Consider the following 22,730-nt stretch of genomic DNA (forward strand, 5'->3'; position numbering starts at 1 on the left):
GCACCGTCTGCGGCGGCCCCCGCGGCCAGACGGATCACACAGGAGCAATGATGGGCATCACTTCCGTGGCCGGCGTTCCGGTCCAACCCCAGCACCGCGCAACCTGCCACTGCGGCACCGTCGAGCTGCTGCTGGACCTGCCGGACGGCATCGTCGATCCCCGCCGCTGCGACTGCTCGATGTGCCGGCGCCGGGGCGCCATCGCCGCCAGCGTCCCCCGCCAGGGCCTGCAGGTGCTGCGCGGGCAGAACCACCTGCAGAAGTACCAGTTCAACACCCATGTGGCCGAGCACTACTTCTGTGGCGTGTGCGGCATCTACACCCATCACCGGCGCCGCTCCAACCCCGACCAGTACGGCTACAACGTGGCCTGCCTGGAAGGCATCGACCCGTTCGCGTTGGGGGTGATCCCGGTCAGCGACGGGATCAATCACCCGTCAGACCGCAGCGACTAGTGGCGCGTGCGCCGCGGTGGCGTGGCGATCTTCTGCCAGGGCGCCATGCCGCTGCGCCCCGCCCGCGCGGGTCGTTTCAGCCAGGGCCGGCGCGGCGGTGCCGGTGGCGCATCCGCGGCCGGGGGAGGAAGCGGTCGGCGGCCAGGCCAGAGATGATCGAGCAGCCACATGGCAGGTCTCCGTGGGGGACGGGGACGACCAAGCCTAGGCCCGGTTGGGCATAGGCAGCGTGAGCGGGACACGACAACGGGATGACGGCGAAGGCGGGCGATGAGCCTGCTACGCAGTACGCCCGACCAACGCGTCTTTACGTTTCCGCAGCAACAGGTGCAACAACGCAGCACATGCGGCGGTCAGCAGCGCCAGTACACGCAGCAGTGTTGCCAGCGCCTCACTACTGACGTGCTGCAGCTGCATGCGACTCATCGCCGGTAGCAGTGCCTGCGCCTGTTCCCGCGCCCCCGTGGCCAGATAGGCACCGGCACGCGCCAGCGATGCCGGCGACGCGCCCTGCAGCTGATGGCCGATCAGCAGCGCAAGCAAGGCAGTGACTGCGGCCAATGCGATGCCTTTACCGGCTACACGCACGGTCCCGAAGATGCCGGCGGCCATGCCCGCACGCTGTACCGGCACCATGCTGACCGACAGCCCATCCATCAGCCCCCATGGCAAGGCCGTCCCTGCACCGACCAGCATCAGCCACGGCACCCACTGCGAAGGCGACGGCTGCGATGCATGGCGCGACAACAGGTACAGGCCAGAGGCACAGACCAGCAGTCCCAGCGTGCACAGCCGCGCACTTCCCACGCGCTCCGCCCAGCGCGCGGCCAGCATCGGCAGCACCAGCATCGGCGCGGACAGGGCCAGCATCTGCAGCCCCACCAGGGTCGCGCTCTGGCCGTGCACGCCCATCAACTGAAGCGGCAATACCACCAGCAGCACCACGTAGCCGAAGCAGGTTGCGACCGGCAGCAGCTGGACACCGAGGAACGCCGGTTGCGAGAACAACGAGAGGTCCAGCAGGGGTGAGCGGTGCAGTCGTTCGATGCAGATGAACGCTGCGCCCAGCAGCAGCGTCGCCAACAGCGCCAGTTGCACGCGCACGGTATGCAGGCCGAACTCGCCCAGCCACAGCAGGGCCAGGGTCAACGCTGCCAGCATCAGGCTGAAGCCCAGCATGCCGCCGACATCCAGCCGCCCGCGTTCACCGTGGCTTTCGGGCAACACACGCGCGCCCAGTACGAAGGCGGCGAATGTCAGCACGCCGCCGACGGCGAACACACTGCGCCATCCCAATGCCTGCAGCAGCAGACCCGCAAGCAGCGGCCCCAGCGCCAACCCCGCACCGAATGTGGCGCCCAGCAGGGCGAACACACGGCCACGCATCGGCCCCTGCCAGGCATGCGCGAGCGCAGCCGTGCCCGATGCCAACGCCGCTGCGGCGGCAACGCCCTGCAGCCCGCGCGCCAGATCCAGCCACAGCAGCGTGGGCGCGAGGCAGACGACGATCGTGGCGACGGTGAAGCCTGCTGTGCCCAGCAGGAACAACCGCCGCCGGCCATAGCGGTCGGCCAGGCCACCGGCAGCGAGCAGCAGGCTGCCGAAGGTGAGCATGAAGGCGTTGGTCACCCAGGCCAGCACGCTCGGCGACGACGCCACGGAACGGGCCAGCGCGGGCACCGCGACCGCACCGGCCGAGAAGGACAACGGCAACGCAAGTGCGGCCAGGCAGACGGCAAGCAGGGTCCAGCGCTGCTGCGTCTGGACAGGTACAGGGAGCATCGAAACCGGGGCCATGCGGGCCTCCATCCATCAGGGGCACTGATGATGGACAGGCCGCTATCCCTGAAAAACAGGCTCGATGGACGTTGATTGCGTCCCACTGTTCCGTAATCATGCCCCGCATGGACTCCATTTCTGCCCTGCTCGCCTTCGTCCGCACCGCGGAGGCTGGCAGCATCGTCGGCGCTGCGCGTGTACTTGGCCTGTCCGCGTCGGCGGTCGGCAAGCGCATCGCCCGTCTTGAACAGGAGCTCGGCACCCGCCTGTTCCAACGCACCACCCGCCGCGTGCATCTCACCGACGAAGGCGAACTGCTGCTGCAGCGCTGCCGGCGTGCACTGGACGAGCTTTCCGAAGCACAGGCGGACCTGGCGCAGCGACAGCACGCCCCCAGCGGGCTGCTGCGCATCGGCCTGCCCACCATCGGGTACCGCTTCCTGCTGCCGGTGCTGCCCGGCTTCCAGCAACGCTATCCGCAGGTGCAGCTGGAACTGGACTTCAACGACCGCATCGTCGATGTGGTCAGCGAAGGCCTGGACGCGGTGATACGCAGTGGTGAACTGGCCGATTCCAGCCTGACCGCACGGCGACTGGGCGGCTTTCGTTTCATCCTCTGTGCGGCGCCGGGCTATCTGCAGGCGCATGGCACGCCCGGCGATGTGGGCGAGCTGCGCCTGCATACCGCGCTGCGTTTCCGTTACCCCACCACCGGAAAGCTGCATCCGTGGCAGCTGCCGGGCATCGAAGGCGATGCGGGGGCACGCCTTCCCACGGCGATGACCTGCAACAACATGGAGGCCGTGCTTGCCGCTGCGATCGGTTGCATGGGCCTGGCCTGGATGCCTGACTTCCTCGCAGCCGACGCGCTGGCCGATGGCCGCCTGCAACGGGTGCTGCCAGCACTGCCCACGCACCAGGGGCAGTTCTCGTTGCTATGGCCCGGTGGGCGCCATCCCAGTGCACGCCTGCGGGTGTTCATCGACTACGCCGTTGCGCATCTGTTCCAGGGCGCCCCGGAAAAGGGGACGGAGGGGATTAAGTCGTTTCAGGCACAGTAGGACCGATTACGACTTAATCCCCTCCGTCCCCTTTTTCGCTCAGCGGCTGAAGCGGCGCGCGCCGGCGACGCAGATCACCGCGACCACGGTCACCAGCACCATGCTGAGGCTGACCGATTCATGCAGCAGCAGCGCAGCCAGGGCGAGGCCGAAGAACGGTTGCAGCAACTGCAACTGGCCGACGGCGGCGATGCCGCCCTGCGCCAGCCCGCGGTACCAGAACAGGAAGCCGATCAGCATGCTGAACACTGCCACATAGCCCAGCGCCCACCACGCCGAGGCACCGACCGCAGTGAACGAGGCCGGGCGCATAAGCACCGTCAGCGGCAGCATCACCGGCAAGGCCAGCAGCAACGCCCAACTGATCACCTGCCAGCCGCCGAGATGACGGGCGAGCCGGCCACCTTCGGCATAGCCCAGCCCGCACACCACGATCGCCGCCAGCATCAGCAGGTCGGCCTGCAACGACGCCTCGATGCCGTTGCGCACCGCATAGCCGACCACGCAGGCACTGCCCAGCAACGAAAACAGCCAGAACGCCGGGCGCGGCCGATCGCCACCGCGCAGCACGCCGAATACCGCAGTGCTCAACGGCAGCAGGCCGAGAAACACGATGGTGTGCGCCGACGATGCGTGGCGCAGCGCGAGTGCGGTCAACAACGGAAAGCCGACTACCACCCCGAGGCTGACCACTGCCAGGCCTGGCAGGTCACTGCGCCGCGGCCACGGCTGGCGCAGCAGAAGGAGCAGGCCGAGGCCGAGCACGGCGGCAATGGTCGCGCGTGCAGCGGTGACGAATCCGGCGTCCAGCTGCAGCACCGCCAAGCGGGTGGCCGGCAGGGAGCCGGCGAAGATCACCACACCGATGAAGCCATTGATCCAACCACTCGCCGACCGTTCCACGCCTGTACTCCTGAAGGTGCCGGACGATGCCCGGCTGGACCTGCATGGAAGCATCCGGCGCGGGAAGACCCCAGCTACAATCCAGTACAGTCGCAAGTAACTGTACTGCCCACACTTCCACTACGGTTCCACCATGCCGCGCCCGCTTACCCGCATCGAATCGGTCATCCAGACCGTCCGCACCCGCATCAGTGCACGGGTGGATGGCCCCGGCTCCCGCCTGCCTTCGGTACGTGCGCAGGCTGCGACGATGGGGGTTTCGGTCTCCACCGTGGTCGAAGCCTACGAGCGCCTGGCGGCCGAAGGCCTGATCAGTGCGCGCGCAGGCTCGGGCTTCTACGTCAGTGGCCCGGCCGCACCGCTGGCGCTGGCCGAACTGGAGCCACGGCTGGATCGCGCGGTGGATCCGCTGTGGGTATCACGGCAATCGCTGGAAACGCCTGCGGGCGACCTCAAGCCAGGGTGCGGCTGGATGCCCAGTGACTGGCTGTATCACGATGGCGTGCGCCGCGGCCTGCGCCGGCTGGCGCGTGCCGATGCCATGCAACTGGTGGACTACGCCGCCCCGCTCGGGCTGCCCGCGTTGCGCCAGCTGCTGCAAAGGCGCAGCGCCATGCTTGGCATCGATGCACCGGTGGAGCAGATCCTGTTGACCGAATCCGGTACGCACGCGGTCGATCTGCTCTGTCGTTTCCTGCTCAAGCCCGGCGACTGCGTGCTGGTCGATGACCCGAGCTACTTCAACTACCACGCGCTGCTCAAGGCGCACCAGGTGCAGGCCATCGGCGTGCCGTACACGCACAGCGGCCCGGACCTGGAGGCGTTCGCGCAGGCCCTGCAGGCACATTCGCCGCGGCTGTACATCACCAATTCCGGATTGCACAACCCGACCGGCGCGGTGCTTTCCGCGAGCACCGCACACCGCCTGCTGGGCCTGGCCGAACGCAGCGAACTGATCATCGTCGAGGATGACATCTTCGCCGACTTTGAACTGCAGCCTGCACCGCGACTGGCCGCGCTCGATGGACTGTCACGGGTGATCCACGTCGGCAGCTTCTCCAAGACGCTGTCGGCAGCGTCGCGCTGCGGCTACATCGCTGCGCGCCACGACTGGATCGAGGCACTGACCGACCTGAAGCTGGCGACCAGCTTCGGCGGTGGCCATCTGGCCGCACAGTTGATGCACATCGCACTGACCGACAGCGGTTACCGCCGCCACATGCAGTCGATACGTTCGCGCCTGGCCGATGCACGCCGGCACACGCTGCGGAAGCTGCAGATGCTGGGCATCACGCCGTGGCTGCAGCCGGAAGCCGGCCTGTTCCTGTGGTGCCAGCTGCCCGATGGCCGCGACGCCGCCGCACTGGCACGGCAATGCCTGCGCGAGGGCATCGTGCTGGCGCCGGGCAACGCGTTCAGCCAGTCGCAGCGCGCGGCCGACTATGTCCGTTTCAACGTTTCGCAGTGCCAGGACCCGAAGATCTGGCAGGTACTGGCGCGCGCGCTGCGTTGAGCTGGTAATGCGCGACCAGCGCATCCACCACCACGCGGACGCCCGGCAACTGGCCGCGACGATGCGGCAGCAACACGCTGGTGGTGACTTCGCCGGCATGCCACGCCGGCAGCACCTGCTGCAGGCGGCCGGCGGCGATGGCCGCAGCACACAGGCTGTGTGGCAGCACGGTGATGCCAAGACCCGCTTCTGCCGCCGCGATCAGCAGCTGCGATTCATTGCCGACCAGCGCCACCTGTGGCTCCACCTGCACAGTGCGGGCGTCGGCGCTGTGCAGCGTCCAGCGCGTTGCATGGCGCGCGGTCAGCAGGCCGGCATGCGCGCGCAGCTGCTCGGGCGTATCCACTGCCGGCGCGGCTGCCAGATAGCCAGGGGACGCCACCAGCACGATACGCTCGCTACCGAGCATGCGTTGCACCAACCCGGAATCGGGTAGCGGACCGAAGTGGCTGCGCAGGGCGATGTCGATGCCTTCCTGTGCCAGGTCGATGAAACGATCACTCACTTCAACTTCGATGCGCAGCCGTGGATAGCGGCGGGCCAACGCGGGCAGGCACGCGGCGAGCTCACCCTGCACCACCGGAATCGAAGCGCTGATCCGCACGGTGCCGCTGGGTTCGGCCTGGCGGTCGCGGACGATGGCCTCGGCGGCCTCGACCTCAGACAACGCTGCGCGTGCGCGCTCGAAGAACTCCTGGCCGACCTCGGTCAATGCGAAGCGGCGCGAACTGCGCTGCAGCAGCCGCACCTGGAGCTGCTCTTCCAGCAGGGCCACGCGCTTGCTCAGGGTCGAGCGCGGCAGGCCCAGATGGCGCCCGCCTGCAGCGAAGCCGCCCTGCTCCACCGCAGTCACGAACAGGGCCAGATCGTTGAGGTTGAGCATGCGCAACGTCCACAGATGTGGACTTCAGGATGCCATTCAAGCGGCTTCCGGGGCAATGTCCACGCAAGGCACGCTTCCCTCACCCGCCGCATCGCGGCTTGAACCGGAAATCTGCCATGACCCCGATCCTCTTCTACGGCGTGCCCTCGGGCTGCTCGTTCGGCTCCATCGTCGCCCTGGAATGGCTGCGCCAGCCGTATCACCTGTGCCGCATCGACATGCCCGGCCAGGTGCAGGGCGAAGACTACCGCCGTCTCAATCCGCTGGGCGAAACACCGACCCTGCGCACTGCGCAGGGCGAACAGCTCAGCGAGAGCCTGGCCATCCTCAACCACCTGGCCGCGCTGGGTATCGCGCAGGGACTGGGCTTCGCACAGGGCACGTCCGGCTTCGATCGCCTCAACCACCGGCTGGCCTATCTCAACACCAGCTTCTTCGGTGCTTATGCGCCGCTCTGGCACGCACTGGAGCATGCGCAAGGCGATGACGGCGAGGCGCTGCGTGCCTATGGCACCACCAAGGTGCGCCACGCCCACCAGGCGCTGGAGCAGATGATCGGCACGGGCCCGTGGCTGCTGGGCGAACAGCGCAGCTTCGCCGATGCCTACTTCGCCGGCATCGCGCGCTGGAATGACTATCACCAGGTGGTCGATCGTCGCGAGTTTCCCAGGGTGCAGCAGCTGTTCGAGCGCCTGCAGGACGACGCCGGCGTGCAGTTCGCCCACGCCATCGAAGCGCAGCAGCCGGCAACCAGCAGCGGTGGCTTCCTCGGCGAGGTGCGGCTGGAAGACGTGCTTGAGGCAGCAGCGGCCTGAGCCCTGTCCTGCCCGTGTGGCAGCGGCGCGCAATGCCTCTTGCGCGCCGCGCTACAGTGGTATGGCCCCCGCCGCAGGAATCCGCGCATGTCCACGTTCTCCGACCCGCAGGCGGTGGCCCGCTATGCCGAAGCGCCGCTGCGCCAGGTGCCCGGCTTCCTCGCCCTGCAGCAGATGAGCCGCCTGCTGCTGGCCGAACGCGTTCCCGCGCAGGGCCGTGTGCTGGTGCTGGGCGCCGGTGGCGGGCTGGAGCTGAAGGCTTTTGCCGAGGCGCAGCCGGGCTGGCAGCTGCTGGGCGTGGATCCGGCCGCGCCGATGCTGGCCCTGGCCGAGCAGACACTGGGTCCGCTGATGCCGCGCGTGCGACTGCTGGAAGGCTACATCGACGATGCGCCCGATCTGCGCTTCGATGGGGCCAGCTGCCTGCTGACCCTGCACTTCCTCGATGCCGCGCAGCGCCTGCACACGCTGCGCGAGCTGCACAGGCGCTTGCAACCCGGCGCGCCGCTGGTGGTGGCCCACCACAGCGTGCCGCAGGAACCCGCCGGCAAGCTGCGCTGGTTGCAGCGCTACGCAGCGTTCGCCGAAGCCTCGGGCGTTGCCCACGCCGATGCACAGCGCGCGATCGAGGCCATTGCCGAGCGGCTGCCGCTGCTGGCCCCCGAACAGGAAGTGGCGCTGCTGCAGGAGGCCGGCTTCGACGGCGTGGAGCTGTTCTACGCAGGCTTCAGCTTCAAGGGCTGGGTGGCGTACGCCGGGTGATGCCTACGGCACCACGGTGATGCCGATGCGCTGCATCAACAGCGCCACCTGCTGCACGTCCAGCGTGGCACCACGCAGGTTGGTGCTGCGCAGGTCCAGCTCACCCAGCTCCGAGTTGGTCAGGTCGCAGTCGGTGAAGTTGGCGCTGTTCCAGTCGATGCCCTCGAACTGGCCGCCGGACAGGTCCGAGCCGGCGAAGCTGGCGCCACTCACATTCGCGCCATCCCATCGGTTTTCCCACAGCTCGCACTTTTCCAGCGTTACCCGCGAAAAATTGGCATAGCGCAGGTTCGACTTCTTGATGAACGCGCTGCAGAACCAGCTGCGCGTGGTGATCTGGTTCATGAAGCTGGCGTTGCTGAAATCCGCGCCCTGCGCACGGCACTCGCTGATCTCCAGGCCCAGCGCCTTGATGAAATTGAAATGGCACATGCTGATATCGCAGCTGCGGAAACTGGCTTCCTTCAGCGTGGCGCCATTGAAGCGGCAGCCGGCGCGGCTGTCGGCATCGTAGAAACTGCAGTTGATGAACTCGGTGCCGGTCAGGTCCGCACCGGAGAAATCGCACTCGTGGAACTGCTGGTCGACCACTTTCTGGCCGGTGTACTGGTCCGCGCCGATGCGCAGCTTGCGGTGAACGGTGGGAGACATCAGGGATTCCATGCCAAGTGCCCCGCCATGATGCCGGGCCGCGAGGCCGATCCATAGACCCCGGGGGCGGGCGGGTTCACCGGCAGTCCAGCCGCCCTGTGCCCTACCGACCAATGCATGTTGTTGCACGATTATGCACGAACGTGCAGACTTGCGGCATGAGCGCCGACCCCAGCCCCCTACCCGCCCAGCGCACCCGGCAGATCCTCGAGGAGCTGCGCCAGCAGGGCCGCGTGGTCGCCGCCGAACTGGCGCGCCGTTATGCCGTCTCCGAAGATTCGATCCGCCGCGACCTGCGCGAGCTCGCCGCCCAGGGCCTGTGCCAGCGCGTCTACGGCGGCGCCGTGCTGCCGCCGCCCAAGGAACGGCCGCTGCGCGAGCGCCTGACCCGCGACCGCGGCGACAAGGCCGAGCTGGCCGCCCGCGTCTGCGCGCTGCTGCAACCCGGCCAGGTGGTACTGCTCGATGCCGGTTCGACCAATCTGGCGATCGCCCAGCAGCTGCCGGCCGCTCTCGGGCTGACGGTGATCACCAACGCCCCGCAGATCGCCACCGCCGCCAGCATGCTCGAAGGCACTTCAGTGCAGCTGATCGGCGGGCGCCTGGCCAGCGGTGGCGGTGCGGTCGGTGCCGAGGCGTTGGCCCAGGTGCAGCGCCTGCGTGCCGACGTGTACCTGCCCGGCCCCTGCGCGGTGGACGGCGACACCGGTGTGTGGGCAATGGATTCGGAAGAAGCCACGCTGAAGCGCGCGATGGTGGCCTGCAGCAGCCGCGTCATCGTCGCCGCCACCACTGAAAAGCTCGGTGCCCGCGGCAACTGGCAGATCGCCAGCCTGGACGAGATCGACGACCTGGTGCTGACCACCACCGCACCGCCCGCCTTGGCGGCTCGCTTCCACGCCGCCGGTATCGCGGTGCACCCCACGCCTCCCTGACCGTACCGCTCATGTCCCTTGCCAACCGCGCGCGTGCCGAACAGCACGCGACCCGCGCTGCGTTCTTCATTCCCGGCTTCGCCACCGCGTTGTGGGCCACCCTGGTGCCATTCGCCAAAGCGCGCACCGGGATCAATGACGCCACGCTGGGACTGGTGCTGCTCTGCCTCGGTGCCGGCTCGCTGCTGGCGATGCCCTTGTCCGGGGTGCTGGCCGCACGCCTCGGTTGCCGCCGGGTGATGGTGGCCAGCAGCCTGCTGATCTGCCTGACCGTGCCCGGCCTGGCACTGGCGGGTTCGGCCTGGACGCTGGGCGTGGTGCTGTTCGTGTTCGGTGCGGCCGTGGGCGCGATGGACTGCACGATGAACGTGCAGGCCGTCATCGTCGAGCGCGAAGCACGGCGGGTGATGATGTCTGGCTTCCATGCTTTCTTCAGCATTGGCGGCTTCCTCGGCGCGGCCACCATGACCGTGCTGCTGTCCGCACAGTTGCCGCCCTTGGCATCGGTGCTGATCGGTGTCGGCACCATGCTGCTGGTGATGCTGTTGTCGGCGACCTACTGGCACAGCGAACGCATGCCACACGACACACCGATGCTGGCCCTGCCGCATGGCATCGTGCTGTTCATCGGCGTGCTGGCGTTCGTCGCCTTCCTCGGCGAAGGTGCGATGCTCGACTGGAGCGCGGTGTTCCTCAGCGACGTACGTCGCGTCGATGCCAGCCTCGCCGGCGTCGGCTATGTGACCTTCACCCTGACCATGACGGTCGCGCGCCTGTTCGGCGATGCACTGGTGGCACGCGTTGGCCGCCAGCGCGCGATCGTGTTCGGCGCGCTGCTCGCCGCTGCCGGCGTGCTGGTGCTGACCCTGGTCACGCCGTGGCAGGCATCATTGGCGGGCTATGTGCTGGTCGGCCTCGGTTGCGCCAACATCGCGCCGGCGCTGTTCTCGCTGGCCGGCCACCAGACCCGCATGCCCGGCGCGCTGGCCATCACCGCCGTTTCCACGCTGGGCTTTGCCGGCATCCTTGCCGGACCGGCGTTGATCGGCTTTGCCGCCAATCATTTCGGTCTGATTGCTGCGTTCATCGGTGTGGCCACGGCCTTGTTGCTGGTGGCCGTGTCCACACGTTGGCTGCGGGTTTAGTCCAAGGCATCAGCGCCGCCTGCGCCGCAGCTTCATCCGCAACCGGCGGTAGCCGATCACCGTGGCCGTTGCACACAACGCAGCGCCAGCCAGGCTCAGCAGCAGCAACACCGCCAGCCGGGCGATGTCCTGACGCAGCATCGCCGGCAGGTCCCAGCTGTGCAGGAAGTAGAACAGCCAGCGACCCACGCGCTCGCGATGTCCCATCGTCAGCAGCGGATCGCCGGTGGCCAGGTCGAGATAGACACGCGTCGCCTCGGCATCACCGAAGTCCGCCACCGCCACCGGGAAGCGGCGTACGGCTGCACCGTGCATCGCTTCGGGTGCGCGCGGGTAGAAGTACGCGTCCGGCCCCTGCTGAACCGCGAACGCCTGCATCGGCGCATCGGACATGGCACGCGCCCTCTGCTGCAGCCAGTCCACAGGCAGTTGCCGCAGGACCCGCAGCTCTCCATCTGCACTGGACACGATGCGGGTATCGCCCCGTCCATCCAGCAACACCGCGAACAGCTCACCACCGATGCGTCGCCACTGGATCTCCACCGGCTTGAAGCGCGCGTCGTCGACGGCCGCCAGCAGCGCCGCCGGTTCACCCAGCGCGCCATCCACCGCTACCGCGCCGCCACGATAGCGTCCGCTGTCAATCGCCTCGCGCGTGCTGCTGAAGACGCCCAATGGATTCATCGACATCAGGCCGCTGAAGATCCAGGTGAACACGAATGCCGCTGCCACCAACCCGATCAGGTGGTGCCAGCGCATCCAGGGCTCGACATACGGCGTCTTCGCGCCAGTGCGGTAGTGCCCACGGAAGCGCCAGCGCCACACACCCACCACGATGCCGCTGATTGCCGCCACCGTGCACAACGCTGAGAGCACGATCACCATCCACGTCCACACCGGATCGACCGACTGCATGCGCAGGAAGTACAGCCAGTGCAGCCACGCACCCACGTAATTCCAGCGCTGCTGCACGCGCGGCGCGTCCAGCACCACTTCGCCGGTGTGCGAGGACACATACACATCCCCCGGCTGCGCACCGCCCACTTCAACCCGGTACAGCGGCCGATGCGCATCCAGCGCGCGCGAATGGGTCCAGCGGTCCTCATCCACGCGCATCGCACCAACGAAGGCCTGCCCACCGGCGAACTGCGCGGCCGCCGCTTCGGCGCGCTGGGCGGAAATCGGCAGCAGCGCCTGGCCGTTCCGTACCGACCACGCACCGACGTTGCTGCCGCTGCGCACCACATACGCCGCTTCACCGCCTACCGTGGTCAGGGCCACGGCTTCCGGCTCGGCCTGTACAGCATCCGGCAGCGCCGACAGTCCTCGCCAATCCCTTGCATCCCCCAGCACCGGCAACGCCGCCAGCCGCTCACCGGGTGTCAGCTTCGGGTAACCAATGAACAGCATCACCATGCCGCTGACAAACCACAGCAACATCAGCAGGCATCCGCCGATGCCCAGCCAGCGGTGCACCAGGTAGGTCCAGCGCTTGGCGGTGGATCGCAACGTCATCGCCAGCCTGCTCAGAAGCGATGGTCGACGGTGAATTCGACGCGCCGGTCCGCACCCAGCAGCCACTGCGTGCTGGTGTAGTACGCGGTGGCGTAGTACGCCTTGTCGAACACGTCGAACAGCCGCGCCGACAGCCGCGTGCGCGGTGCCGCCTGCCAGGTCAGTGCCAGGTCGGTGGTGCTGTAGCCGGGCAGCTCCAAGGTGTTGGCGTTGTCGGCGTAGCGCTTGCCGACGTAACGCACGCCACCCGCCGCACTCCAGTCCGGTGCGAACTGCCAGCTCAGCCACACATTGGCCAGGCGCTCGGCCACGTTCGGTGGCACGTTGCCATCACGCGACACCAGCACCGCCGGCGAACCGGTGGTTTCCAGGAAGTCCTCGAACTCGGCCTTCAGCACCGTGGCATTGGCATCGAGCGACCAGCGCGGCGCGAAGTTCCAGTTCAAGGACGCCTCAATGCCACGCGAGGTCTGTGCGCCCACCTGCACGCGGCGATCCGGCACCAGCGGATCGCGGCTGAGCAGCCCGGTCTTGCGGATGCGGTACGCCGCCAGCGTCCACTCGCCGCCATCGAAGGCCTGCTTCAGGCCCACCTCGATCTGCCGGCCCTTGGCCAGGTCGAAGACACCGTTGGCCGGGCTGATCATCAACAGGCCACTGACCGGGTCCGCCGCCTGCGAGTACTGCGCATACAGGCTCAGCGTCGGCCGCAACGCGAACACCGTGCCTGCACGCCAGCCTGTGCTGCGGTAGGTCTTCGAGAACGCGTTCTGGCCGCTGATCAGATCGGTACGATCAATGCGCGCGCGGTCGTGGCGCAGCCCACCCAGCACCGACCAGCGCTCGCTCAGCGCCAAGCGGTCTTCCACGAACAGCGCGTACTGCTCGGCACGATTACGGTAGCGCGGCAGGTTCGGCGCGTCGCTGGTGAACTGGCCCGGCACCGGATCGAACGGATCGACCGGGCCCGAGCTGCCGGCATAGGTGTTGTTGGTGTGCTTGAAGTGCGCGCGGTTGGCATCGAGGCCCACGGCGAAGCTGTTGGCCAGGCCCGCAATGTTCCCCTGTACCCTCAGCGTCGAGGTCAACCCGGTCTGGTCCTGGTCGTGGGTGATCTCGGTATTGCCTGAGCGATCGATCAAGCCGGTAGCGCGGTTGTAGACGTAGGCTTCGGCATTGCGCCAATCGCGCTGGCTGTCGATCTGGTAGAGGCGCGTGCGCCATTCGACGCTTGCGTTTGGCGTCCACAGCGCATCGAGCTGGGTCCAGCGGTCGCGGTAGCGGATGTCGCTGTCTTCCACGTTGTAGTTGCGGTGGCGCAGCGCCTCCAGCTGGCGGCCATCCACCAGTGGCGTGCCGAAGTAGCGCATCGGTTGCTGATAGCCTTCCGCATGGGTGAGCGACAGCTGCAGATCCGCACGCGGTTGCCACAGCAGTGCGCCGGAGAAGGTGGCATCACTACTGCGCCCGCGATCAACCCAGCCACCGCTGTAGTTGCCACTCACATCCAGCCGGTAGGCCAGCTCGGGCGTCAGCGCGCCGCCACTGCCGAAGCCCAGACGTGCGGTGTCCTCGCTGCCCGCGGTCACGCTGATCTCGTTCTCGATGGCACCGCGCGTCGGCTTCTTCGGCACGATGTTGATGACCCCGCCAATGGCACCATCGCCATGGATGACCGAGGCCGGACCGCGCAGCACTTCGATGCGCTCGATGGACCAGGTATCGAACGGAAAGGTGATGCCCACGCCGCCATACTGGCGCAGCCCGTCATACAGGCGCATCACGGAAGCGCCATCGGTGAAGCCACGGCTGGACAGCGCACTCAGACCATTGCCTGGGTGCGGCATGGCGCTGATCGCGCCTGCCCGGCTGATCGCATCATTGAGGTTGGTGTCGCCGCGCTGTTCCAGCTGCTCGCGCGAAATCACCGTCAGGCTGGCCGGTGTCTGCAGCACGCTCAGGCCCAACGCAGAGCCTGCGCTGGAGGTGGAAGACAGCTCGCCGCTGCGGGTATCGACCACGCGCACGGTATCCAGCGTGGTCGGGGGTGCCGCATCGGCGGCAAGTACAGAGGCGGTGTGCAGGAGCAACGCGCACATGGCAGGCAGCGTCGCCCGGCGCAGGCGCGCGGAGTTGGGGTTCGTTTTCATCTGTTCACGGCATGCAAGGCCACCCTGCAATGGCAGGGCAGCAATCAGAAAGGGACAGACACGCGCGTGCGGGCACCGGCCGTGGCCGGCAACCTCATGAAAAAAGATCAATGCACCGCGCGTGTGGCTCAGGCAGCCATGAAGGCCGGTGGCCCGCGCGCTCCCAATGTGCCGCTGACCCGCTGCGGCAACGCCTGCACTGCACCACGCAGCGCACGGCATATCGATACCATCGGTGCCAACAGCAGCAATGCCGCCACCAGCAGGGTGATCAGCCGCGCGGCGATCAGGCAGTAGTCGCAGTCCACGCCCATCTCATGCGCGGCGTGTGGATCGGCGGGCGGCTTCTTTGAGACCTCGCCCTGCTGCATCGCCATCGCGTGGTGGTCGTGATGGCCCTCCATCGCATGCTGCGCATGCTGGGAATGGTCCATCGCCGCTACCGGCACAGCCGCTGCAACGTGACCATGCGCCAGCCAGCGGCTCACCAGCGGGGCAAGCAGCACCAGCAGCATGGCTAGCCATGCCAAGGCCTGGAACCGGCGGTGGAGGACAGAACGACGCACCCGGCCATTCTACGGCCTGCGGTCAACCTTGGACCACGTTCAGGGTTGCCCGGCGGCCAGTGCGACGTTATGACGCAGCCTCCAGCGCAGGGGATCGTCCACTGCCCGAGGGGGACGGAAGGCAGCCTGGCCGGCCCCTTCCGCCCCCGCACCGGATGACTAGAACCGCGCCGGTTGCTGCACCGCGCGCTCCAGGAACATGAAACCCGCCTGCAGGCTGTTGCGGGCGTTCTCCAACCAGCGCTCCGGATCGGCTACCGCAAATCGCTCCTGTGCATCCACATCACCCGAGTCGGCCAGATCAGCCAGCTGCAGATGGATGTGGTTCTCCACCAGGCTCACCAGCACGGCGAGCTCGGCCGATAAACCGGCGATGCGTTCGGTGAAGCCAGCGTCGTTGCTGTTCAGAGACATGTCCCCTGTTCCTATGCGTTGCGGTGTTGATGGATGGCTTCGAAACGCTCGGCACAGGCAGGCCCGCAGAACAGTCTTGCCGGATCGTTGTCGAAGTCCTCGCTGCAGTCCGGGTTGTGGCATTCCCCCATGGGAGTGAGAGGGGCAACGTTGCTGGCCCGCGTTGCGTGCTGGGCCAGGGCGCGTTGCAGGTGGCGCGCTTCCATTTCCTGCGCTTCGTCGATGGTGTCCGTCATGCGGGTTGTATTTTATCGAGGGGTGGTCGCACCGGTTGAGAACGTCGCAACGACGGTCAACGACGCGGATTCCGCGGCGGATCGGCGTTCGTGGTTGCAGTGGATTTCAGGCATGCAGGCTCCTTGTGCACGGGCGCCCGAAGGCGCGATGGAGAGAAACGATGGGCCGTCGTTGACGGCGATCGCATCATCCGAAAACCGGTTCTCGCCAACTGCGACGCATCGGCACGATCACAGTGATCTGCGAACGCCATCGCAGATCCAACGCGTACTGGGCGGCGCCATCGCGGTCAGGGATGCAAGGTACTGGAAGGTGTTGCAAATGAAGCCCCGTTCCGACACCATGACCGTATCACCACTCCCATCACATCCTGACCACACTGCGTCGGTCGGCCGCTGCGTGACCTGCGCACGCCGGACACTGCACAGCACGTTGGCCGCCATCGGCCGCCGTGGACCGATCCACGTTCCCAGGGGCCTTGTCGAATGCACACACCGCATCCCACGCAGGACATCGTTCCCGCGTTCCTGCAGGCCATGCACGCGCACGGCATCGTGCCGGACGCGCGCGGCCGCGACGCGCTCAACGCCGATGGCACGCTGGTGCGCTTCCATGTGGAAGGCGACCGTCGTGGCACGCGCAATGGTTGGGCGGTGTTGTTTGGAGACCACGTGCCGGCCGGCGAGTTCGGCAGCTGGCGGACCGGCACCCGCCATGCCTGGTGCGCGAAATCGCCGACCGCGTTGAGCGCCGCCGAGCAGCGTGCCATCAGGCAACGCCAGGAGGCGGCCCGCAGCGAGCGCGAACGGCATCAGCGCGAACGCGAGGACGCCGCCGCCAAGGCGGCCAACGTGCTGTGGAACCGAGCCATTCCTGCCGATGCCCACCACCCCTATCTCGTACGCAAGGGCATCCATGCACATGGCCTGCGTGTGGCGCCATGGCCGGTGCGCAACAGCGATGGCCTTGTCTTCCGCCACATCGACAACGCCCTGCTGGTACCGGTAATGAACAGCGCGGGCCGTATCGTCTCGTTGCAGGCGATCTTTCCCCGCGTGGATCCAGCACTTGGCCGCGACAAGGACTTCCTTTCCGGTGGCCGCAAGCAGGGCTGCTTCCATGTCATCGGCAAGCCGATTACCGGCCAGCCGATCGCCATTGCAGAGGGCTATGCCACCGCCGGATCCATCCACCAGGCCACGGGCTGGTGCGTGGTGGTGGCCTGGGATGCAGGCAACCTTGGCGCGGTCGCCCGAGCCTGGCGCGGCGCCATGCCGGACGCGTCATTCGTGCTGTGTGCCGACAACGATCAGTGGACGCGGCAGCCGCTGGACAACCCTGGCGTCACCCTGGCCACGCAGGCTGCCGCGGACATCAATGCCCGCGTGGTCTGGCCCGAGTTCGCCACGCTGCATGGCGACGATGACCGCCCTACCGACTTCAACAACCTGCATCTGCGCGAGGGGCTGGACACCGTGCGTGCCCAGTTGTTGCCCCCCATGCCGCCGGCAGGGGGCGACGACGTGGCACTGGACGATGCGCCGTCATCGGCCAGCGCGCGCTACCAGGTGCCTGGCAACCTGTCCGCATTCGATGCCTTCACCCCGTTTCCCGATACCAACGCGCGCGGGCGGCCGTTGCCAACCGCCCGCAACCTGGCCGAGCTGTGCCGTCGTACCGGTGTGACCGTGCGCTACAACGTCATCCGCAAGGATCTGGAGATTCTGGTCCCTGGGCTGCAGACGACCGTGGACAACGCCAAGGAGGTCGCGGCGGGCGAAGTGATGGATTGCATGCACCGCGCCGGCATGGCCACCGCCAGCTTCGAGACCAACCTGTGCCAGGTGGCCGAAGCCAATCCCTACAACCCGGTCGCCAGCTGGATCACCTCACGGCCGTGGGATGGCCAGTCCCGCCTGCAGGCGTTCTTCGATACCGTGCTGGAAGCCAAGCCCACGCACATGGCCGACGGCCGCGTGCTGAAGGAAGTCCTGATGCGGCGCTGGCTGATCTCCGGCGTGGCGGCCGCCTTTGAGCCCGATGGCGTGGTCGCGCGCGGCGTACTGACGTTCGTCTCGAAACAGAACCTGGGGAAGACACGCTGGGCACGGCAACTGGCGCCGGCGGAGCTGCAACTGATCGCTGACGGGGTGGTGCTCGATCCGGCCAACAAGGACAGCGTCAAGCAGGTCATCTCCAAGTGGATCGTCGAACTGGGCGAAGTCGATGCCACCTTCCGCCGTACCGATATCGCGGCGCTGAAATCATTCATCTCGCGCAGCCATGACGAGATCCGTCGCCCCTACGCGCGCACCGAATCCCGCTATGCGCGGCGCACCATCCTGTTTGCCAGTGTCAACGACGAACGCTTCCTCCGCGATGCCACCGGCAACACCCGCTGGTGGACCGTGCACGCCGTAGCGTTGGGCGAACCGGCGCGGATCGACATGCAGCAGGTCTGGGCAGAGGCCCATGCGTTGTACTGCAGCGGCGAGACCTGGCACTTGAGTGCCGAGGAACTGGATGCGCTGAATGCAACCAACAGCGAACACGAACCCATCTCGCCGATCGCCGAACTGATCGATCGCCATTTCGACTGGTCGCTCCCTGCCGAACAGTGGAGCGCGCATTACCGCGCCACAGAGATCGTCATCGCGGTGGGCATCGACAAGCCCAACCGTCGCGAGGTGAACGAGGCCGCCGCCTACGTGGTCAAACGCCATGGCGTACGCACCCGCGTGGTGGGCAAGGAACGCGCCAAAGTCTGGCTGATGCCAGAGCGCAGACGCACTCTCGCCGAGCATGCGGCAGGCCCGTTCTAGATGCCACGCATCCATGATGGCCGCGACGTTGACAGCAGCAGCGACGACTGGCGCCTGCACTGCGAAGCACGTCGCCTGCTGCAACTGGACGGCTACCGGCGCATGGGCACCGACGGGCGCTGGACGACGGTCAGTCCGCGCCAGCACCGCCAACAGTATCTCGAGGGTGTCCTGGCCGCACGCGGCCCGGTTGAGCGTGAGCGTCTGGCAGCAGCGGCATTGCGGCTGTGGATCGCCAGCCCGCCCGCCCAACCGCACCATGACGCAAGTAGATGAAAGGTGTTGACTAGGAGCATCTACAGGGGCAAGATGCAGGTATCGGCCCGCCACCTTCCAGGAGCGCTTCCGCCATGTCCCGTCCCCGACTGCATGCCTTTGAAGGTGAGCAGCTGACCGTGCAGCAGATCCACCAGCGGGTACCGGTGCTGTCCGAGCGGACCATCCGCGACCACCTTGCTGCCGGCCGGCGTACCCGCACCGCCATGTTGTGCTTTGACCCGATCGCCGCAGCGGCCCGGGGCGGGCGCATCACCCAGCGCATCCTCCGCGCCCGCAGCGTTGTCGGTCGCGATTCCTGATCCTCCGGCACCTGCCGCATTTCTCCAGGAGTAGATTCCGCATGATTCCCGCCTCCCTCGACAGCGGTCATCGCCTGATTGCCGACACACTGGCCGCGTTCCGTGCCGGCCCTGCACTGGGCAGCGTTGCCCTGCGGCCGGCGCCACGCTCTCGTGTGCCGCTCTACATCGGCATCGCCGGCAGCAAGCGCTCGGGCAAGGACACACTCGCCAATGGACTGGCGTCGGCGTTGTCACTGCCATGCGACAGCTTCGCGGCCCCGCTGCGGCAATTGGTCGCCTCCCTCCTCGGGCTTTCCCTGCACGAACTGGACAGCCGCAAGGAGGACGCCATCGACTGGCTGGCCGAACTCACCCCGCGCCACCTGATGCAGACCGCCGGTACCGAGTGGGGGCGTGACCGCGTCCATCCCGAGCTGTGGGTACGCTCGCTGTTCGCACGCCTGCCCGAGGGCGGGCTGGTACCCGATGTCCGCTTCGCCAATGAGGCCCGCGCGATCCGGCGTCGTGGTGGTGTCGTGATCCGCGTCAATCGCCCAGGCCATCGCAGCAGCGACCCTCATGCCAGCGAGCAGCCGCTGCCGCATGAGCTGGTCGACATCGAAGTCGACAATGACAGCACCCCGGCCGATCTGGTCCGCAGATCGCTGGACCAGCTGCGTTCGCGCGGTGTGATCTGATCCGGAATGCCGGCCCGCCATCCGGTCCATCCCCCGAACCCAGCGCAGGCCCCGACCCATCATCGGCGAAAATGATGTAAGGTCATCCCCCATCACCGACGACACCTGTCGTCACCCTGCATCCCCAACCCATTTCGCAAAGAGGAAACGCCATGGAGGTCGAACAGTTCACGTCGACGCGCCTGAAGGCCATCGAGTTGTTCAAGTCCCAGCCCAAGGGCAGCAAGGACATCGTGAGCCTGGATGCGATCTTCATCTCGCTGTGCACGCTGGCCACTGCCCGGGCAGGCGCAGGCAGCGCCCAGCAGGCGCGTACCGTGGCCCGCCCGGGCAGCCAGCAACCGCCCGCGCCATGGTTCGTCGAAACCCTTGCGGCCCTGAAGGGCAAGGGCGAGTCGATCACCGTGGCGCGCTTCCTGATGTTCGCCAACCGCTTCCCGGTCAAGCGCATGGACCAGGTCAACGCGGCACGCTGGCTGCGCGACGCCGGGTACATCCCCCGCAAGACCGGCGGCAACCTGGTGTTCGATCTTTGATCCAGCGCCCCCTGCAGTCCTGAAGTCCCGGCATCGTCCGGGGCTTTTTCGTTTCCGGCCAGTACACGGCGCATGAGGCTGTGTGGCAGGTGGCCGTCCTCACCCTGTACCTGCCCCATCCCCTTGATCTGCCTCTGTTCCTGCCAGGTGAGGACAACGAGTACGGTTGTACAGGAAAACACCAGCGGCCAGAGCAAGCGGATTCGGATCACTGCAAGCAGGCGTGTCGTGCTCCTCCCCTCCTCACGCACGACTGAACGTCTTCAGCGCGCGGATATAAAAGTAGATGAAAGGTGTTGACTGGACAGGCGGGATGGCAACAGTGGAGATCAATGCCACTGAACACATCCTCCATGAACGCCCTGCCCGACAGCATCCAGACCCTGGCCGAGGTCATCGGCGAATCCGCAGCCCTCACGCTGGTGCGTGCCTGGCCGCCGACCACCTCCAGCACCACCGGCCGCCACCGCGTCATCGTCTACGTACCCTCCACCCTGCCCGACCAGCACCGGCTGATCGACATCCTTGGCCACGACGTCGCCCAGCGGCTGGTCGCGCACTTCGGCGGCGAACTGTTGTTCCTGGCATCCTGCTTCGCTGCCGGCGCGCACGAACGCCGCGAGCAGATTGCCCGCGCGGTCGCCAGCGGCATGCCACGCGACCATGTCGCGCGTGAGTTCGGCGTCTCACAGACCACCATCAAGCGCGCCCTGCGCGGTGCGCGCACCGCGTTGCCACCGGCTGTCCACCCGGCCCTGCTCAAGGGATACGCACGCGCATGAACGAGAGCGACCTGCTGGCCGGCGTGCCGGATTGGGCCAAGTACCTGGGCGGGACCTCGGGCGTGCTGATCGCGGTGTCGCTGTGGCTGCGCCAGTGGCTGTCATCGGCCAAGGTCGACCGCACCGCCGATGAAGCCACCAGCAACACCCTGCGCACCCTTCAGGAACAGCTCGCGGCCGAACGTACACGCGCCGATGGGCTGATGCACGAGCGCGAGGCAATGGCCCAGGAGATCGGGCAGCTGCGCGGTGAAGTCAGCGCCCTGCGTGCACAGATCGCCCAGCAGAGCGTACAGATAGACGCTCTGTTGAACCTGGTGCGCAAGCAGCCGGGGGCCGCCGCATGACCGCCGCTGCAGCCAGCGCCCTCGGTGGCGCCAACGTCGCCGCATTCCTGGACATGCTGGCGGTATCCGAAGGCACCGACATTTCGAACCAGCGCTCACGTGACCGCGGCTACGACGTCATCGTCGGTGGCCAGCTGTTCACCGACTACCGCGACCATCCCCGCGTGCTGGTGTCGCTGCCGCGCTACGGCATCAAATCCAGCGCCGCAGGCCGCTACCAGTTCCTGCGCAGCACCTGGGATGACCTGCGCGCGCGACTGGGCCTGCCTGACTTCGGCCCGGTTTCGCAGGACCGCGCGGCCGTGGCGCTGCTCAAGCAATGCGGTGCCTACGAGTTGATCCGGCTGGGCCGCTTCGATGCCGCCGTCACTGCGGCCCGGCGCATCTGGGCATCGCTGCCGGGCGCCGGCTACGGCCAGAAGGAGCACGCGCTGGAAACACTGCGCGCGGCGTACCGTGCCGCCGGCGGAGCCCTGCAGTGACGCCCGCGGCACTGAGGTTGGGCATCGGGCTGCTGGTCCTTGCCGGTAGCCACGCGAGCTGCGCCTGGCTGGGATGGACCCTGCGCGACCGCACTGCGGACCTTGCCGTTGCCACCACCCGGGCAGCGCAGCAGGAGGCCCGCACCGATGCAGTCCAGCGCGCGCACCAGCAGGCCCTCGCCAACAGCGCCGCAGGCGCGCAGGCCGAATCACAGCGCCTGGCCCACCAGGCCCGGCACACCGAACAGTTCAACACCCTGCAACGGGACATCGAGACCCATGCCAAGACTCCTGGTCGTGATCGCGGCGACGCTGACGCTGAGTTCGTGCGCATCTGGCGCGAGGCCAACGCCGGACACGCCCTGCCGCGCTGACCTCAGCATCGCACCTGCCCAGCTGCTTCCCCCACCCCGCCTGCCGGACCTGCACGCAGCCAGCGATGACGCGCTGCTGCGCAATCACGTTGCGGTCGCACAGCAGTACCACGCGCTGGCCGACCAGCTGAGTGCGCTGCTGTGCAGCCTCGGCAGCCAGCGCGGCATCACCATCAATGGCGCCGTGCCGGCAGCACCCGCCGACTGCGGCAGCAGTGCCACTCCCACGCACTGAGCCTGCCAGATACGGCCACGCCTGCAATGCCACCCCACTGCGGTGATGGCAACACTGGCTGCAGACCGCGCGCGCCGCACGGGCCACGCCCTTCTTCCCTTCCCTGCATG

Annotated in this window: 25 protein-coding genes; 16 read left to right on the top strand and 9 right to left on the bottom strand. The window is 67.4% G+C overall.

All coding sequences use genetic code 11. The annotated features are described in order from the left end of the window. Positions 1-50 precede the first annotated feature (50 nt). Complete coding sequence (locus tag JLDANKMP_RS03915) at positions 51-455, top strand: GFA family protein (protein ID WP_212560572.1); 405 nt, start codon at positions 51-53, stop codon at positions 453-455. Positions 456-734: 279 nt separating this feature from the next. Here the strand turns inward: JLDANKMP_RS03915 and JLDANKMP_RS03920 are convergent, their stop codons facing one another. Next, complete coding sequence (locus JLDANKMP_RS03920; protein WP_212560573.1) at positions 735-2,252, bottom strand: MFS transporter; 1,518 nt, start codon at positions 2,250-2,252, stop codon at positions 735-737. 107 nt (positions 2,253-2,359) lie between these two features. Here JLDANKMP_RS03920 and JLDANKMP_RS03925 point away from each other — a divergent pair, with 107 nt between their 5' ends. Next, the gene (locus JLDANKMP_RS03925; protein WP_212560574.1) at positions 2,360-3,295 is read left to right on the top strand and encodes a LysR substrate-binding domain-containing protein; all 936 of its coding nucleotides are present in this window, start codon (positions 2,360-2,362) and stop codon (positions 3,293-3,295) included. A 39-nt stretch (positions 3,296-3,334) separates the two neighbouring features. On the opposite strand, the gene JLDANKMP_RS03930 is transcribed toward JLDANKMP_RS03925, so the two are convergent. Continuing rightward, positions 3,335-4,198, bottom strand: coding sequence for a DMT family transporter (locus JLDANKMP_RS03930; RefSeq protein WP_005412480.1), 864 nt, complete (start codon positions 4,196-4,198; stop codon positions 3,335-3,337). Between the two features lie 133 nt (positions 4,199-4,331). Between JLDANKMP_RS03930 and JLDANKMP_RS03935 the strand changes: the two genes are divergently transcribed. Continuing rightward, positions 4,332-5,711 (top strand): PLP-dependent aminotransferase family protein, encoded by a 1,380-nt coding sequence (locus JLDANKMP_RS03935; RefSeq protein WP_212560575.1) that lies wholly within the window; start codon positions 4,332-4,334, stop codon positions 5,709-5,711. Here the strand turns inward: JLDANKMP_RS03935 and JLDANKMP_RS03940 are convergent. Further along, entirely contained in the window at positions 5,650-6,594 is a 945-nt protein-coding gene (locus JLDANKMP_RS03940) for a LysR substrate-binding domain-containing protein (protein WP_212560576.1), read from the bottom strand. The two genes, JLDANKMP_RS03935 and JLDANKMP_RS03940, sit on opposite strands and share 62 nt — an antisense overlap. Before the next feature lie 116 nt (positions 6,595-6,710). On the opposite strand from JLDANKMP_RS03940, the gene JLDANKMP_RS03945 reads away from it, so the two are divergent. After that, positions 6,711-7,409 carry a glutathione S-transferase family protein gene (locus tag JLDANKMP_RS03945; RefSeq protein ID WP_212560577.1) on the top strand — a complete coding sequence of 233 codons (699 nt, stop codon included), beginning with the start codon at positions 6,711-6,713 and terminating at the stop codon, positions 7,407-7,409. 87 nt (positions 7,410-7,496) lie between these two features. After that, positions 7,497-8,171 (top strand): class I SAM-dependent methyltransferase, encoded by a 675-nt coding sequence (locus JLDANKMP_RS03950; protein WP_212560578.1) that lies wholly within the window; start codon positions 7,497-7,499, stop codon positions 8,169-8,171. Positions 8,172-8,174: 3 nt separating this feature from the next. Here the strand turns inward: JLDANKMP_RS03950 and smqnr are convergent, their stop codons facing one another. Continuing rightward, a complete protein-coding gene (gene smqnr / locus JLDANKMP_RS03955) occupies positions 8,175-8,822 on the bottom strand; it encodes a SmQnr family pentapeptide repeat protein (protein ID WP_044569588.1) in 648 nt (215 codons plus the stop codon). A gap of 158 nt (positions 8,823-8,980) precedes the next feature. On the opposite strand from smqnr, the gene JLDANKMP_RS03960 reads away from it, so the two are divergent. Both JLDANKMP_RS03960 and JLDANKMP_RS03965 read left to right on the top strand, forming a co-directional pair. Beyond that, positions 8,981-9,757 carry a DeoR/GlpR family DNA-binding transcription regulator gene (locus tag JLDANKMP_RS03960; RefSeq protein ID WP_012479318.1) on the top strand — a complete coding sequence of 259 codons (777 nt, stop codon included), beginning with the start codon at positions 8,981-8,983 and terminating at the stop codon, positions 9,755-9,757. 11 nt (positions 9,758-9,768) lie between these two features. After that, positions 9,769-10,902 (top strand): MFS transporter, encoded by a 1,134-nt coding sequence (locus JLDANKMP_RS03965; protein ID WP_111108618.1) that lies wholly within the window; start codon positions 9,769-9,771, stop codon positions 10,900-10,902. Positions 10,903-10,911: 9 nt separating this feature from the next. On the opposite strand, the gene JLDANKMP_RS03970 is transcribed toward JLDANKMP_RS03965, so the two are convergent. From JLDANKMP_RS03970 to JLDANKMP_RS03990, 5 genes are all read right to left on the bottom strand, one after another. Further along, positions 10,912-12,417, bottom strand: coding sequence for a PepSY domain-containing protein (locus JLDANKMP_RS03970; protein ID WP_212560579.1), 1,506 nt, complete (start codon positions 12,415-12,417; stop codon positions 10,912-10,914). A gap of 11 nt (positions 12,418-12,428) precedes the next feature. Then, on the bottom strand, positions 12,429-14,567 hold the full coding sequence (locus JLDANKMP_RS03975) for a TonB-dependent receptor (protein WP_212560580.1): 2,139 nt from the start codon (positions 14,565-14,567) through the stop codon (positions 12,429-12,431). Positions 14,568-14,695: 128 nt separating this feature from the next. After that, a complete protein-coding gene (locus JLDANKMP_RS03980; protein ID WP_099527128.1) occupies positions 14,696-15,082 on the bottom strand; it encodes a DUF2946 family protein in 387 nt (128 codons plus the stop codon). Between the two features lie 210 nt (positions 15,083-15,292). Further along, positions 15,293-15,547, bottom strand: a complete 255-nt coding sequence (locus JLDANKMP_RS03985; RefSeq protein WP_012479313.1) for a hypothetical protein — start codon at positions 15,545-15,547, stop codon at positions 15,293-15,295. Positions 15,548-15,558: 11 nt separating this feature from the next. Further along, entirely contained in the window at positions 15,559-15,783 is a 225-nt protein-coding gene (locus tag JLDANKMP_RS03990; protein WP_005408344.1) for a hypothetical protein, read from the bottom strand. A 486-nt stretch (positions 15,784-16,269) separates the two neighbouring features. On the opposite strand from JLDANKMP_RS03990, the gene JLDANKMP_RS03995 reads away from it, so the two are divergent. The 9 genes from JLDANKMP_RS03995 (at position 16,270) to JLDANKMP_RS04035 (ending at position 22,385) form a co-directional block, all read left to right on the top strand. Then, complete coding sequence (locus JLDANKMP_RS03995) at positions 16,270-18,606, top strand: VapE domain-containing protein (protein WP_212560581.1); 2,337 nt, start codon at positions 16,270-16,272, stop codon at positions 18,604-18,606. Beyond that, positions 18,607-18,882: a hypothetical protein gene (locus JLDANKMP_RS04000; RefSeq protein ID WP_212560582.1), complete on the top strand. Its 276-nt coding sequence runs from the start codon at positions 18,607-18,609 to the stop codon at positions 18,880-18,882. It begins immediately after the preceding gene. A gap of 74 nt (positions 18,883-18,956) precedes the next feature. Then, entirely contained in the window at positions 18,957-19,184 is a 228-nt protein-coding gene (locus JLDANKMP_RS04005; RefSeq protein ID WP_024956102.1) for a hypothetical protein, read from the top strand. Positions 19,185-19,225: 41 nt separating this feature from the next. Further along, positions 19,226-19,864, top strand: a complete 639-nt coding sequence (locus tag JLDANKMP_RS04010; protein WP_212560583.1) for a hypothetical protein — start codon at positions 19,226-19,228, stop codon at positions 19,862-19,864. Positions 19,865-20,016: 152 nt separating this feature from the next. Further along, positions 20,017-20,400, top strand: coding sequence for a hypothetical protein (locus JLDANKMP_RS04015; protein ID WP_060380095.1), 384 nt, complete (start codon positions 20,017-20,019; stop codon positions 20,398-20,400). Between the two features lie 353 nt (positions 20,401-20,753). Next, positions 20,754-21,182: a helix-turn-helix domain-containing protein gene (locus tag JLDANKMP_RS04020; RefSeq protein WP_223846372.1), complete on the top strand. Its 429-nt coding sequence runs from the start codon at positions 20,754-20,756 to the stop codon at positions 21,180-21,182. Further along, on the top strand, positions 21,179-21,529 hold the full coding sequence (locus JLDANKMP_RS04025; protein ID WP_005408337.1) for a hypothetical protein: 351 nt from the start codon (positions 21,179-21,181) through the stop codon (positions 21,527-21,529). The genes JLDANKMP_RS04020 and JLDANKMP_RS04025 overlap by 4 nt, the downstream gene beginning before the upstream one ends. Beyond that, the gene (locus tag JLDANKMP_RS04030; RefSeq protein ID WP_212560585.1) at positions 21,526-22,011 is read left to right on the top strand and encodes a glycoside hydrolase family 104 protein; all 486 of its coding nucleotides are present in this window, start codon (positions 21,526-21,528) and stop codon (positions 22,009-22,011) included. Before JLDANKMP_RS04025 ends, JLDANKMP_RS04030 begins: the two co-directional genes overlap by 4 nt. Further along, entirely contained in the window at positions 22,008-22,385 is a 378-nt protein-coding gene (locus JLDANKMP_RS04035; RefSeq protein ID WP_111188996.1) for a hypothetical protein, read from the top strand. The genes JLDANKMP_RS04030 and JLDANKMP_RS04035 overlap by 4 nt, the downstream gene beginning before the upstream one ends. Positions 22,386-22,730: the final 345 nt, after the last annotated feature.

This window comes from Stenotrophomonas sp. PE591 (assembly GCF_018320795.1).
Taxonomy (GTDB): domain Bacteria; phylum Pseudomonadota; class Gammaproteobacteria; order Xanthomonadales; family Xanthomonadaceae; genus Stenotrophomonas; species Stenotrophomonas maltophilia.